The sequence below is a fragment of the Streptomyces griseoflavus genome (assembly GCF_014649995.1).
Lineage (GTDB): Bacteria > Actinomycetota > Actinomycetes > Streptomycetales > Streptomycetaceae > Streptomyces > Streptomyces griseoflavus.
Map to the genome: position 1 here is coordinate 124,884 of NZ_BMUC01000004.1, position 14,117 is coordinate 139,000.

Genomic DNA, 14,117 nt, shown 5'->3' on the forward strand with positions numbered 1-14,117 from the left:
GGCCCGCGGGCACGGAGAAGGCCCGGGTCTCCCTCACGGGACCCGGGCCCTCCGTCACGCGGCGACCGGAACCTCCGGCGCCGCGCCGTTCACGGCCGGCGACAGCGCCAGCTCCAGGACCTGGCGCACGTCGGTGACGGCGTGCACGTCGAGCTTGTCCAGCACCTCGGCCGGGACGTCGTCCAGGTCGGGCTCGTTGCGCTTGGGGATGATCACGGTGGTGATCCCCGCGCGGTGCGCGGCGAGCAGCTTCTGCTTCACCCCGCCGATCGGCAGCACCCGCCCGGTCAGCGACACCTCGCCGGTCATCGCCACGTCGGTGCGGACCAGCCGGCCGGAGAGCAGCGAGGCCAGGGCGGTGGTCATGGTGACGCCCGCGCTCGGGCCGTCCTTGGGCACCGCGCCCGCCGGGAAGTGGATGTGCGCGCCCCGGTCCTTCAGGTCGCCCACCGGCAGCTCCAGCTCGGCGCCGTGACTGCGCAGGAAGCTCAGCGCGATCTGCGCGGACTCCTTCATCACGTCACCCAGCTGGCCGGTCAGGGTGAGCCCCGAGGCGCCCGTCTCCGGGTCGGCCAGGGACGCCTCCACGTAGAGGACGTCCCCGCCGGCGCCGGTCACCGCGAGCCCGGTGGCGACACCGGGGACGGCGGTGCGGCGCTCGGCCGGGTCCTGCGCGGACTCGGGCACGTGGTGCGGCCGGCCGATCAGGTCCCGCAGGTCGTCCGCGGTCACGGTGAAGGGCAGCTTCCGCTCGCCCAGTTCGTGCTGGGCGGCCACCTTGCGCAGCAGCCGCGCGACGGACCGCTCCAGGGTGCGCACGCCGGCCTCGCGCGTGTACTCGCCGGCCAGCCTGCGCAGCGCGCCCTCGTCGACCGTCACCTCGTCCGCGTCGAGACCGGCGCGCTCCAGCTGGCGCGGGAGCAGGTGGTCGCGGGCGATGACGACCTTCTCGTCCTCGGTGTAGCCGTCGAGGCGGACCAGCTCCATGCGGTCGAGCAGGGCCTCCGGGATGGCTTCCAGGACGTTCGCCGTCGCGAGGAAGACGACGTCGGACAGGTCGAGCTCGACCTCAAGGTAGTGGTCCCGGAAGGTGTGGTTCTGCGCCGGGTCGAGGACCTCCAGCAGCGCGGCGGCCGGGTCGCCGCGGAAGTCCGAGCCCACCTTGTCGATCTCGTCGAGGAGCACGACCGGGTTCATCGAACCGGCCTCCTTGATCGCCCGCACGATGCGGCCGGGCAGCGCGCCGACGTAGGTACGGCGGTGGCCGCGGATCTCGGCCTCGTCGCGGACGCCGCCGAGGGCGACGCGGACGAACGTGCGGCCCATCGCGTGGGCGACGGACTCGCCGAGGCTGGTCTTGCCGACGCCGGGCGGGCCGACGAGGGCGAGCACGGCGCCTCCGCGCCGTCCGCCGACGACGCCGAGGCCCCGGTCGCCGCGCCGCTTGCGCACCGCCAGGTACTCGGTGATGCGCTCCTTCACGTCCGCCAGGCCCGCGTGCTCGGCGTCCAGGACCGCCTGGGCGCCCCGGATGTCGTAGGCGTCCTCGGTGCGCTCGTTCCACGGCATCTCCAGGACCGTGTCGAGCCAGGTGCGGATCCAGGAGCCCTCCGGCGACTGGTCGGAGGAGCGCTCCAGCTTGTCGACCTCCTTGAGCGCGGCCTCGCGGACCTTCTCCGGCAGGCCGGCGGCCTCGACGCGGGCGCGGTAGTCGTCGGACTCCTCGCCCTCCTGTTCGCCGTTGAGTTCGCGCAGCTCCTTGCGGACGGCCTCCAGCTGGCGGCGCAGCAGGAACTCGCGCTGCTGCTTGTCGACGCCCTCCTGGACGTCCTTGGCGATGGTCTCGGCGACGTCCTGCTCGGCGAGGTGGTCGCGCAGCTGCTGGGTGGCGAGCTTCAGCCGGGCCACCGGGTCGGTGGTCTCCAGCAGGGCGACCTTCTGGTCGGTGGTCAGGAACGGCGAGTAGCCGGAGTTGTCGGCGAGGGCGGAGACGTCGTCGATGGCCTGGACGCGGTCCACGACCTGCCAGGCGCCGCGCTTGCGCAGCCAGGCGGTGGCGAGCGCCTTGTACTCCTTGACGAGGTCGCTCACGTGGCCAGGCAGCGGCTCGGGCACGGTCGCGTCGATCCGCGTGCCCTCCACCCACAGGGCGGCGCCCGGCCCGGTGGTCCCGGCGCCGATGCGCACGCGGTCCCGGCCGCGGATCAGGGCGCCCGGGTCGCCGTCGGCCAGCCGGCCGACCTGCTCGACCGTGCCCAGCACACCGGTTCCGGCGTAGGTCCCGTCGACGCGTGGCACCAGGAGCACCCTGGGCTTCCCGGGTTCGGCGCGGGCGGCGGCCTGGGCGGCCTCCACCGCGGCGCGCACCTCGGAGTCGCTCAGGTCCAGCGGAACCACCATCCCGGGCAGGACGACCTCGTCGTCGAGCGGCAGCACGGGCAGGGCGAGCGGTGTGGACTCAGTAGCCATGATCTCCCCTTCGGCAGTCAAGTTGAGCTATGCCGACTCAATGCAGGGGAGCCGCCGAATGTTCCCGGGGCCGCGTTCGCTCTGAGCGATCATCGTTCGGGGGTCCTCGAACCCCCCGGCCGCGGCGGAACGGGAGCTGCCAGGATGAACGCATGTCCACCCCGTACGGCATTCCCGAACCTCCCGAAGTCCTGGACCGCCGGGAAGGACCGTTCGGCGAGGTCGTGCTGCGCAGGCACGGCGACCTGCTGCAGATCATCGCCAACGGCTGCTTCCTGATGGACACCTCCGACGGCCGCTCGGAGCGGCGGCTGGTCGACGCCGCCCTGGCCGCCCTCGACGCCCGCGTGCCGGACCCCCGGGTGCTGATCGGCGGGCTCGGGGTGGGCTTCTCGCTCGCCCACGCGGCGGGGCAGCCCCGGTGGGGACGGATCACCGTGGTGGAACGCGAGCCGGCCGTCATCGAGTGGCACCGCGCGGGGCCGCTGTCCGCCCTCTCCGCGCAGGCCCTCGCCGACCCCCGCACGCGGATCGTCGAGACGGACCTCGTCGCCTACGTCGATGAGACGTCCGACACGTTCGACGCGCTGTGCCTCGATATCGACAACGGGCCCGACTGGACCGTCACCGAGGACAACGAGGGGCTCTATTCACAGGCCGGACTCACGGCCTGCGCACGGGTGTTGAATCCGGGCGGGGTGCTCGCCCTCTGGTCCGCGAGGCCGTCCCCGGAATTCGAGGGAACCTTGCGGAATGCCGGGTTCCGGCAGGTGCGTACCGAAGAGATCCCCGTTGCCCGGGGCGTTCCGGACGTCGTCCACATCGGCGTCCGCCCTGGATAGCAAAGCCGAGGTGCATCCCCGTACGCTGCTGCCCTGACAAGGATCATTCAAGCGTCAATCGCAGCGATGCGCAGACGACGGATCACCCCACGGATTCCGGAAAAAGCACACCTCAGGGGCGGGCGATGGAGCAGACACAGACCTCCCACAACGGCACGGCGGCGACCACGCCGGGCGCACAGCGCCGGATCCTGGTGGTCGAGGACGACGCGACGATCGTGGACGCCATCGCGACCCGCCTGCGCGCCGAAGGGTTCCTGGTGCAAACGGCGGGCGACGGCCCGTCCGCGGTGGACACGGCGGAGGCCTGGCAGCCCGACCTGCTGATCCTCGACATCATGCTGCCCGGCTTCGACGGCCTGGAGGTCTGCCGGCGCGTGCAGGCCCAGCGGCCGGTGCCGGTCATGATGCTCACCGCGCGGGACGACGAGACGGACATGCTGGTGGGCCTCGGCGTCGGCGCCGACGACTACATGACCAAGCCGTTCTCCATGCGGGAGCTGGCGGCTCGCGTGCACGTGCTGCTGCGCCGCATGGAGCGCGCCGCCCTCGCGGCCACCACCCCGCGCAGCGGCATCCTGCGCCTGGGCGAACTGGAGATCGACCACGCGCAGCGCAGGGTGCGCGTGCGCAGCGAGGACGTCCACCTGACGCCCACCGAGTTCGACCTCCTGGTGTGCCTGGCCAACACGCCCCGCGCGGTGCTCTCCCGCGAGCAGCTGCTGGCCGAGGTCTGGGACTGGGCGGACGCCTCCGGCACCCGCACCGTCGACAGCCACATCAAGGCGCTGCGCCGGAAGATCGGCGCCGAGCGGATCCGCACCGTGCACGGCGTGGGCTACGCCCTGGAGACGCCGACGCCATGAGCGGCGGGCCGGCCGGACGCGGGCGTCCCCGGGGCTCGTGGCCCTGGGGCGGCGTACGCCCGTTCTCGATCAAGACCAAACTCGGTGCGCTGGTCGTCGTCTCGGTCCTGATCACCACCGGGCTGTCGGTGATCGCCGTGCACACCAAGACGGAGCTGCGCTTCATCACGGTCTTCTCGATGATCGCCACCCTGCTGATCACGCAGTTCGTGGCGCACTCGCTCACCGCGCCGCTGGACGACATGAACGCCGTGGCCCGCTCCATCTCGCACGGCGACTACACCCGCCGGGTGCGCGAGAACCGCCGGGACGAGCTGGGCGACCTGGCCGAGACGATCAACGTCATGGCGGACGAGCTGGAGGCGCAGGACCGCCAGCGCAAGGAACTGGTGGCCAACGTCTCGCACGAGCTGCGCACCCCGATCGCGGGGCTGCGCGCGGTGCTGGAGAACATCGTCGACGGCGTCACCCGGGCCGACCCCGAGACGATGCGCACGGCCCTGAAGCAGACCGAGCGGCTGGGACGCCTGGTGGAGACGCTGCTCGACCTGTCCCGCCTGGACAACGGGGTCGTGCCGCTGAAGAAGCGCCGCTTCGAGGTGTGGCCGTACCTGTCGGGCGTGCTCAAGGAGGCCAACATGCTCGCCTCCGCCCGCGCGGGCATGGCCTCCGGCTCCGGCAGCCACACCCGTACGGACGTCCATCTGCACCTCGACGTGTCGCCCCCGGAGCTCACCGCGCACGCCGACCCCGAGCGCATCCACCAGGTCGTCGCCAACCTCATCGACAACGCGGTCAAGCACAGCCCGCCGCACGGCCGGGTGACGGTCCGGGCCCGGCGCGGCGACCGGCCGGACTCCCTGGAGCTGGAGGTGCTGGACGAGGGGCCGGGCATTCCGCGCACCGAGTGGCACCGGGTCTTCGAGCGGTTCAACCGCGGCAACGTCAACCGGCCGCACGGCCCGGGCAGCGACGGCGGCACCGGTCTGGGCCTCGCGATCGCCCGCTGGGCGGTGGATCTGCACGGCGGCCGGATCGGAGTGGCCGAATCCGAGCGCGGCTGCCGCATTCTCATCACTCTTCCGGGAACTCCTTCCGTACCAAGTTGACGTAAAGTTCGAAGCGGAGCCGCACGATCCATCCGTGTCCGCGCTGGCGGACACGTGTGATCAGGCACAGGCCCGCGCGCATCGCGCGCCGGGCCACGGCCGAGTGATGCCGAAAGCCGCCGGCGAAACCGGAACCCCGCTTGTTTCCCGCCATTTCATGCGCCGAAACACGCTCGAGGATGTGACTTACACGACGATGAACGGGCCCGGCCTGACCTTCCCGCGCTCGGGGGCGTAGCCTTTATTTCCGCTGTCCATCATCTTGCGAAGCGGAAGAGGGCGGTTGACGCCGTGTCGCCACAGTCCCCCAGTAACTCGAGCATCTCGACCGACACCGACCAAGTGGGCAAGAACCCCGCTGCGGCCTTCGGTGCCAACGAATGGCTCGTCGACGAGATCTACCAGCAGTACCTCCAGGACCCGAACTCGGTGGACCGAGCCTGGTGGGACTTCTTCGCCGACTACAAGCCGGGCGCGCCTGCGACCTCGGCACCGGCGGGTAACGCGGCCGCGGGGGCCGCGGGAACCTCCACTCCCCAGGCCCAGCCGGCCGCTCCGGCCCAGCCGGCCGCTCCGGCTCAGCCGGCCGCGCCCGCGCAGCCCGCCGCCAAGGCCCCGGCCGCGCCCGCCGCCCCGGCGAAGGCCGCCGCGCCCGCGCAGCCCGCCGCGAAGCCCGCCCCGGCGAAGCCGAAGGCCGAGGCCAAGCCCAAGGCGGAGCCCGCCGGCGAGGCGAAGGCCGGCCCCGAGCAGGTGACCCTGCGCGGCCCGTCCGCCGCCGTGGCGAAGAACATGGACGCCTCCCTCGAACTGCCCACGGCCACGTCCGTGCGCGCGGTCCCGGTGAAGCTGCTGTTCGACAACCGCATCGTCATCAACAACCACCTGAAGCGGGCCCGGGGCGGGAAGATCTCCTTCACCCACCTCATCGGCTACGCGATGGTGCAGGCCATCAAGGCCATGCCGGCGATGAACCACTCGTTCGCCCGGGTGGACGGCAAGCCCACCCTGGTGAAGCCGGAGCACGTCAACCTCGGTCTGGCCATCGACCTGGTCAAGCCCAACGGCGACCGCCAGCTCGTCGTCGCGGCCATCAAGAAGGCCGAGACGCTGAACTTCTTCGAGTTCTGGCAGGCCTACGAGGACATCGTCCGTCGCGCCCGCGACAACAAGCTGACGATGGACGACTTCACCGGTGTCACGGTCTCCCTGACCAACCCCGGCGGCCTGGGCACCGTGCACTCCGTGCCGCGCCTGATGCCCGGCCAGTCGGTGATCCTCGGCGTCGGCTCGATGGACTACCCGGCGGAGTTCCAGGGCACCAGCCAGGACACCCTGAACAAGCTCGGCATCTCCAAGGTCATGACGCTCACGTCGACCTACGACCACCGGGTGATCCAGGGCGCCGCCTCCGGCGAGTTCCTCCGCGCGGTGGCGAACCTGCTGCTCGGCGAGAACGGCTTCTACGACGAGATCTTCGAGGCGCTGCGCATCCCCTACGAGCCGGTCCGCTGGCTCAAGGACATCGACGCCTCCCACGACGACGACGTCACCAAGGCCGCCCGGGTCTTCGAGCTGATCCACTCCTACCGGGTCCGCGGCCACGTCATGGCCGACACCGACCCGCTGGAGTACCGCCAGCGCAAGCACCCCGACCTGGACATCGTCGAGCACGGCCTCACCCTGTGGGACCTGGAGCGCGAGTTCGCCGTCGGCGGCTTCGCCGGCAAGTCCCTGATGAAGCTGCGCGACATCCTCGGTGTGCTGCGCGACTCGTACTGCCGCACCACCGGCGTCGAGTTCATGCACATCCAGGACCCCAAGCAGCGCAAGTGGATCCAGGACCGCATCGAGCGCTCGCACACCAAGCCCGAGCGCGAGGAGCAGCTGCGCATCCTGCGCCGGCTCAACGCGGCGGAGGCCTTCGAGACCTTCCTCCAGACGAAGTACGTCGGCCAGAAGCGCTTCTCCCTGGAGGGCGGCGAGTCCGTCATCCCGCTGCTCGACGCGGTGCTGGACTCGGCCGCCGAGTCCCGCCTGGACGAGGTCGTCATCGGCATGGCCCACCGCGGCCGGCTGAACGTGCTGGCCAACATCGTCGGCAAGTCGTACGCGCAGATCTTCCGCGAGTTCGAGGGCAACCTCGACCCGAAGTCGATGCACGGCTCCGGCGACGTGAAGTACCACCTGGGCGCCGAGGGCACCTTCACCGGCCTCGACGGCGAGCAGATCAGGGTCTCCCTGGTCGCCAACCCCTCGCACCTGGAGGCGGTGGACCCGGTCCTGGAGGGCGTCGCCCGCGCCAAGCAGGACATCATCGGCAAGGGCGGCACGGACTTCACCGTCCTGCCGGTGGCGATCCACGGCGACGCGGCCTTCGCGGGCCAGGGCGTGGTGGCCGAGACCCTGAACATGTCGCAGCTGCGCGGCTACCGCACCGGCGGCACGGTCCACATCGTCATCAACAACCAGGTCGGCTTCACCGCCGCCCCGGAGTCGTCGCGCTCGTCGATGTACGCCACCGACGTGGCCCGCATGATCGAGGCCCCGATCTTCCACGTGAACGGCGACGACCCGGAGGCCGTCGTGCGCGTGGCGCGGCTCGCCTTCGAGTTCCGCCAGGCGTTCAACAAGGACGTGGTGATCGACCTCATCTGCTACCGCCGCCGCGGTCACAACGAGTCGGACAACCCGGCCTTCACCCAGCCGCTGATGTACGACCTGATCGACAAGAAGCGCTCGGTGCGCAAGCTCTACACCGAGTCCCTGATCGGTCGCGGCGACATCACCCTGGAAGAGGCCGAGCAGGCGCTCCAGGACTACCAGGGCCAGCTGGAGAAGGTCTTCACGGAGGTCCGTGAGGCCACCTCGCAGCCGGCGGCGGTCGAGCCCTCGGACCCGCAGGCCGAGTTCCCGGTCGCGGTGAACACCGCGGTGACCACGGAGACCGTCAAGCGGATCGCCGAGTCCCAGGTGAACGTCCCCGACCACATCACCGTCCACCCGCGTCTGCTGCCGCAGCTGCAGCGCCGGGCGGCCATGGTCGAGGACGGCACCATCGACTGGGGCATGGGCGAGACCCTCGCGTTCGGCTCGCTGCTGCTGGAGGGCGTGTCGGTCCGGCTGGCCGGCCAGGACTCCCAGCGCGGCACCTTCGGCCAGCGTCACGCGGTCATCATCGACCGCAGCACGGGCGACGAGTACACGCCGCTGCAGTACCTCTCCGAGGACCAGGGACGGCTGAACGTCTACAACTCCCTGCTGTCCGAGTACGCGGCGATGGGCTTCGAGTACGGCTACTCGCTGGCCCGCCCCGACGCGCTCGTGCTGTGGGAGGCGCAGTTCGGTGACTTCGTCAACGGCGCGCAGACCGTCGTGGACGAGTTCATCTCCTCCGCCGAGCAGAAGTGGGCCCAGACCTCCGGTGTGGTCCTGCTCCTGCCCCACGGCTACGAGGGCCAGGGCCCGGACCACTCCTCGGCCCGCCCGGAGCGGTTCCTGCAGCTCTGCGCGCAGAACAACATGACGGTCGCCATGCCGACGTCGCCGTCGAACTACTTCCACCTCCTGCGGTGGCAGGTGCACAACCCGCACCACAAGCCGCTGGTCGTCTTCACGCCGAAGTCGATGCTGCGCCTGAAGGCCGCCGCGTCGACGGCGGAGGAGTTCACCTCGGGCCAGTTCCGTCCGGTCATCGGCGACACCTCGGTCGACCCGGCCGCGGTGAAGAAGGTCGTCTTCACGGCCGGCAAGGTCTACTACGACCTCGACGCCGAGCGGAAGAAGCGCGGCACGACGGACACGGCGATCATCCGCATCGAGCGCCTGTACCCGCTGGCGGGTGCGGAGCTCCAGGCGGAGATCAAGAAGTACCCGAACGCCGAGAAGTACCTGTGGGCCCAGGAGGAGCCGGCGAACCAGGGTGCCTGGCCGTTCATCGCGCTCAACCTGATCGACCACCTCGACCTCTCGGTCGGCGCCGACCTCCCGCACGACGAGCGCCTGCGCCGCATCTCGCGGCCGCACGGCTCGTCCCCGGCGGTCGGCTCCGCCAAGCGTCACCAGGCCGAGCAGGAGCAGCTGGTGCGCGAGGTCTTCGAGGCGTAGCCCCCGGGCCGTACAAGCGGGCCGCACCCCTCCCACGGGGGGTGCGGCCCGCTCGGTTTCCCGCACATATCCTTGTCCTCATGTACTTCACGGACCGTGGCATCGAGGAACTGGAGAAGCGGCGCGGCGAGGAGGAGGTCACCTTCGAGTGGCTGGCCGAGCAGCTGAGGACGTTCGTCGACCTCAACCCCGACTTTGAGGTCCCGGTGGAGCGCCTGGCCACCTGGCTGGCCCGCCTGGACGACGAAGACGACGACGAGTAACCCCACCCCACCCGACACCCCGGCGGGACATCGGCCCCCACCGCTCCCGCCCCTTCCCTCCCCTCCCGCAGGCACCCACACCGGCCCCCATTCCCGCGCCCGCGGTGCCGCTTCGCCGCACCCCCGCGTCCCCGGGTTGCCGCATCCCTGGTTGCCGCGTGTTCCCGGGTTCCCGCGCTCCCGCGCTCCCGCCTCCTTGCGTTGCCGCGCTCCCGCGCTCCCGCGCTCCCGCGCTCCCGCGCTCCCGCCTCCTCGCGTTGCCGCGCTCCCGCGCTCCCGCCTCCTTGCGTTGCCGCGCTCCCGCCTCCTCGCGTTGCCGCGTCGCCGCCTCCTCGCGTTGCCGCGAGCATGCCGCCTCCCCGCCTCCCCGCCACCCCTCCGCTCTCCGCTCTCCGCTCTCCGCTCTCCGCGGGCAGTCGTGCCGCAGGGCGGCACGGGTGGGCGCGACGGCACCCCGCAAGCGCCGGGCTGCGCCACCACCCCCGGCCCGCACCAGACCCCGCACCCTCGCCGACGCAGCGCAGGATCACGCGCCCGGCGCACCCGGCACCCGGCACCCGGCACCCGGCACCCGGCACCCGGCACGGTTCACCCCAACGAGCACCTTGACTTTCCGCGACCGCGATATATCGTGAATCACGTAAGACGCGATATGGCGCGTCATGCCAAACGGGTGCCACCAGGAGGCCGTCACCATGCCCGAGTCGTCCGTAGCGGAGCCCACCACGCTCACCTTCGACGCCCCCGTGACCGAACTCCACGTACGCATCGTCAACGGCACGGTGAACGTCGTGGGCACCGACGAAGGTCCCGCCCGTCTGGAGGTCTCGGAGATCGAGGGCCCACCCCTGGTCGTCACCCAGAAGGACGGCACCCTCACGGTGGCCTACGACGACCTGCCCTGGAAGGGCTTCCTCAAGTGGCTCGACCACAAAGGCTGGCGCCGCAGCGCGGTCGTCTCCCTCGCCGTCCCCGCGCAGACCCGCGTCGAGGTCGGCGTCGTCGGCGCCGCGGCCGTCGTCTCCGGCATCCGTGGACCCGCCGCGGTCAAGGGGGTCGCCGGCGACACCACCCTCGTCTCCCTCTCCGGCCCCGTCCGCGCCGACACCGTCTCGGGCAGCGTGGAGGCCCAGTCCGTCACCGGCGACCTCCGCTTCGCCTCCGTCTCCGGCGACCTCACCGTCGTCGAGGGCTCCGGTCCGTCCGTGCGGGCCGACACCGTCAGCGGCTCCATGATCGTGGACCTCGCCCCGGACGGTCCCACCGACATCAAGCTGACCAGCGTCTCCGGTGAGATCGCCATCCGCATGCCCGACCCGGCGGACGCCGAGGTCGAGGCGAACACCGCCAGCGGCGCGATCTCCAACGCCTTCGACGACCTCCGGGTCCAGGGCCTGTGGGGCGCCCACAAGCTCACCGGCCGGCTGGGCGCCGGCAGCGGCAAGCTGCGGGCCACCACCGTCTCGGGCTCGATCGCCCTGCTGCGCCGCCCGCCCCGGGAGGACGAGCCGGACCCGCGGGACGCATCAGGAGACAATGCCGGTACGACCGACAAGAAGGTGCTCTGACATGCCCCCCGTCTTCGCCCACGGACGCCTCCGCCTCTACCTGCTGAAGCTGCTGGACGAGGCCCCGCGTCACGGCTACGAGGTGATCCGCCTCCTCGAAGAGCGCTTCCAGGGCCTGTACGCGCCCTCGGCGGGCACGGTCTACCCGCGGCTGGCCAAGCTGGAGGCGGAAGGCCTGGTCACCCACACCACCGAGGGCGGCCGCAAGGTGTACTCCATCACCGACGCCGGCCGGGCCGAACTGGCCGACCGCAGCGCCGAACTCGCCGACCTGGAACTGGAGATCCGGGAGTCGGTCGCCGAACTCGCCGCCGAGATCCGGGCCGACGTCAGCGGCGCCGCGGGCGATCTGCGCCGCGAGATGCGCGCCGCGGCCGGCAAGGCCCGCCAGTCCCGCACCGACGGCGCGACCACCGAGGAGGAGAGCCCCTTCGGCGACTTCGGGGTCTTCGGCGACAAGGACGCCTGGCGCGCCGCCAAGGAGGAGATGCGCCGCGCCAAGCAGGAGTGGAAGGACCAGGCCCGGCGCGCCAAGGACGAGAGCCGGCGCTCCCGCGAGGAGGCCCAGCGCGCCCGCCGCCAGGCCAAGGAGGCCCAGGACAAGGCGCAGGAAGAGGTGCAGCGCATCATGCGGCAGGTCCAGGAGCAGGTGCAGGGCCACTTCGCGCGGGGCGACTGGCCGACGGGGCTGCGCGAAGGGCTGGGCGAACTCGCCAAGGAGATGGGCGGGTTCGGCAAGGACTTCGCCCTCGGCCGTACCGGCACGGCGGCCTCCGGCAAGTCCTCCGAGCCGTCGTACTCCGAGACCCCCGAGGACTTCCCCGCCGACTACACCCCGCCGTGGGCGCACGAGGACGCCTCCGACTCCACCGGCGACCCGGCCCGCGATCTGGACCGGCTGCTGGACCGCTTCCGGGACGACATCCGGGACGCGGCCCGCGACCACGGAGTCACCGGCGACCAGCTGCGCGACGCCCGCCGCCACCTGTCCACGGCGGCGGCGCGGATCGGAGCGGTACTGCGCGCCCCGAAGGCCTGAGGTGCCCTCAGCCCGCCGCCCTGGCCTCACCGCCGTCCCCGTACAGCACCCGGGTCACGGACGCGTACGTCACCCCGTGGTCGGCGAGGATCTCGGCGGGGACGCCGGGGCGGGTCGTGAGGGCGAGCAGGAGGTGCTGGTCGCCGATGCGCCGGTCCCGTAGGGCGGTGGCGGCGCGCAACGCACCGGTCAGGACGTCCTTGGCCTCCTGCTCGAAGGGGCGGTGCCCCGACCGGCGGCCGCCGCTCCGACGACCGGTGGACAGCGCCCCGGCCCCGTGCGCCTCCTCCACCCGGGCCACGATCTCCGGCACATGGATGCCCAGCCCGGCGAGGGCGTCCGTCTCGGCCTGGGTGAGCCCGCCCCGTCGGCGGGCCAGCTCCAGCGCCTCCCGTACCGACTCCCGCCGCCCGTCGAGCCCGAGCGCCGCCAGCGCGAACGAGGCCCGGCTGCCCTCCCGGTCGAGCAAGGCCAGCAGCAGGTGCCCGGCGTCCACCCGGTGGGCATCCGCCCGCTCCGCGTGGACCACGGCCGCCTTCACCACGTCCCGGGCGTCCTTCGTGAACCGCTCGAACATCAATGCCTCCCGTACTTCTTGTGCACGGCCTGCCTGCTGACCCCGAGTTCGGTGGCGATCTCCTGCCACGACCAGCCCTGGTTGCGCGCATTGCGCACCTGGACGGCCTCCAACTGCTCCAACAGCCTGCGCAGCGCGGCGACGGCCCGCAGGCCGACCCGTGGGTCGCGGTCGCCCGCCCGCTCGGCGAGATCGGTTGCCTCAGTCATGATGTCAACGTACGTTGACATCACGGTGCCGTCAACCCCAGTTGACACGTCGACGGCCGGCCCGGATGTCCGGACCGGCCGTCGACGCGAACCCGTTCCCCCTCAGTGACCGGTGAGCACGATCTTCCCGAACTGGCCCCCGGCCTCCATCCGCTCGAAGCCCTCCCGCGCCCGGTCCATGGGCAGGACCTCGTCGATGACGGGCCGTACGCCCGTGGCGGCGCAGAAGGAGAGCAGGTCCTCCAGCTCGTCCTTGGTCCCCATCGTGGAGCCGACGATCCTCAGCTCCAGGAAGAAGACGCGGGTCAGCTCGGCGTGCGAGGGCCGGTCACCGCTGGTCGCTCCGGAGATCACCACCGTCCCGCCGGGACGCAGCGACTTCACCGAGTGCGACCAGGTGGCGGCCCCCACGGTCTCGATGACGGCGTCGACCCGCTGCGGCAGCCGCGCACCGGGCTCCACCGCCTCCACGGCACCGAGTTCCAGCGCCCGCTTGCGCTTGGCCTCGTCCCGGCTGGTGGCGAAGACCCGCAACCCGGCGGCCTTGCCGAGCACGATCGCGGCGGTCGCGACCCCGCCGCCGGCGCCCTGCACCAGGACGGAGTCACCGGGCCGCACCCCGGCGTTGGTGAACAGCATCCGGTACGCGGTCAGCCAGGCCGTCGGCAGGCAGGCGGCCTCCTCGAAGGAGAGCTCCTTCGGCTTGGGCAGGACGTTCCAGGTGGGCACGGCGACCTGCTCGGCGAAGGTGCCCTGGTAGCGCTCGGTCAGGATGGACCGGGGTTCCCCGGGCCCGACCCCGTGACCGCTCTGGCCGATCACGGAGTGCAGGACGACCTCGTTGCCGTCGGCGTCGACACCGGCGGCGTCGCAGCCGAGGATCATCGGCAGCTTGTCCTCCGCGAGGCCGACGCCCCGCAGGGACCAGAGGTCGTGGTGGTTGAGGGAGGCGGCCTTGACCGTGACGGTGCTCCAGCCGGGCCGGGTCTCGGGAGCGGGACGCTCCCCCGACTCCAGACCGTTGAGCGGCTGGTCGCGGTCGATTCGGGCGGCGTAGACGGCGAACATGAC

At 71.8% G+C, this 14,117-nt stretch carries 12 protein-coding genes; 8 read left to right on the top strand and 4 right to left on the bottom strand.

Translation table 11 applies throughout. From position 1 onward, the window contains the following. Positions 1–54: 54 nt before the first annotated feature. Positions 55–2,469, bottom strand: a complete 2,415-nt coding sequence (lon, locus tag IE172_RS11490; protein WP_190097072.1) for an endopeptidase La — start codon at positions 2,467–2,469, stop codon at positions 55–57. 152 nt (positions 2,470–2,621) lie between these two features. On the opposite strand from lon, the gene IE172_RS11495 reads away from it, so the two are divergent. The 8 genes from IE172_RS11495 to IE172_RS11530 all read left to right on the top strand — a co-directional run bounded on the left by IE172_RS11495 (position 2,622) and on the right by IE172_RS11530 (position 12,260). Next, positions 2,622–3,311 (top strand): spermine/spermidine synthase domain-containing protein, encoded by a 690-nt coding sequence (locus IE172_RS11495; RefSeq protein ID WP_190097073.1) that lies wholly within the window; start codon positions 2,622–2,624, stop codon positions 3,309–3,311. A 125-nt stretch (positions 3,312–3,436) separates the two neighbouring features. After that, on the top strand, positions 3,437–4,177 hold the full coding sequence (locus tag IE172_RS11500; protein WP_190097074.1) for a response regulator transcription factor: 741 nt from the start codon (positions 3,437–3,439) through the stop codon (positions 4,175–4,177). Continuing rightward, a complete protein-coding gene (locus tag IE172_RS11505; protein WP_190097075.1) occupies positions 4,174–5,286 on the top strand; it encodes a sensor histidine kinase in 1,113 nt (370 codons plus the stop codon). The genes IE172_RS11500 and IE172_RS11505 overlap by 4 nt, the downstream gene beginning before the upstream one ends. Positions 5,287–5,320: 34 nt before the next feature. Beyond that, positions 5,321–5,524 (top strand): hypothetical protein, encoded by a 204-nt coding sequence (locus IE172_RS11510; protein WP_190097076.1) that lies wholly within the window; start codon positions 5,321–5,323, stop codon positions 5,522–5,524. A 53-nt stretch (positions 5,525–5,577) separates the two neighbouring features. Beyond that, the gene (locus tag IE172_RS11515; RefSeq protein WP_190097077.1) at positions 5,578–9,390 is read left to right on the top strand and encodes a multifunctional oxoglutarate decarboxylase/oxoglutarate dehydrogenase thiamine pyrophosphate-binding subunit/dihydrolipoyllysine-residue succinyltransferase subunit; all 3,813 of its coding nucleotides are present in this window, start codon (positions 5,578–5,580) and stop codon (positions 9,388–9,390) included. Positions 9,391–9,470: 80 nt separating this feature from the next. Further along, on the top strand, positions 9,471–9,653 hold the full coding sequence (locus IE172_RS11520; protein ID WP_019075209.1) for a DUF6104 family protein: 183 nt from the start codon (positions 9,471–9,473) through the stop codon (positions 9,651–9,653). A 695-nt stretch (positions 9,654–10,348) separates the two neighbouring features. Further along, positions 10,349–11,221: a DUF4097 family beta strand repeat-containing protein gene (locus IE172_RS11525; RefSeq protein WP_190097078.1), complete on the top strand. Its 873-nt coding sequence runs from the start codon at positions 10,349–10,351 to the stop codon at positions 11,219–11,221. A 1-nt stretch (position 11,222) separates the two neighbouring features. After that, a complete protein-coding gene (locus IE172_RS11530; RefSeq protein WP_190097079.1) occupies positions 11,223–12,260 on the top strand; it encodes a helix-turn-helix transcriptional regulator in 1,038 nt (345 codons plus the stop codon). Between the two features lie 7 nt (positions 12,261–12,267). On the opposite strand, the gene IE172_RS11535 is transcribed toward IE172_RS11530, so the two are convergent. From IE172_RS11535 to IE172_RS11545, 3 genes are all read right to left on the bottom strand, one after another. Further along, positions 12,268–12,837, bottom strand: coding sequence for a Clp protease N-terminal domain-containing protein (locus tag IE172_RS11535; protein ID WP_190097080.1), 570 nt, complete (start codon positions 12,835–12,837; stop codon positions 12,268–12,270). Beyond that, positions 12,837–13,046 (bottom strand): HTH domain-containing protein, encoded by a 210-nt coding sequence (locus tag IE172_RS11540; RefSeq protein ID WP_003992902.1) that lies wholly within the window; start codon positions 13,044–13,046, stop codon positions 12,837–12,839. The genes IE172_RS11535 and IE172_RS11540 overlap by 1 nt, the downstream gene beginning before the upstream one ends. A gap of 102 nt (positions 13,047–13,148) precedes the next feature. Further along, complete coding sequence (locus tag IE172_RS11545; protein WP_190097081.1) at positions 13,149–14,114, bottom strand: zinc-binding dehydrogenase; 966 nt, start codon at positions 14,112–14,114, stop codon at positions 13,149–13,151. Positions 14,115–14,117: the final 3 nt, after the last annotated feature.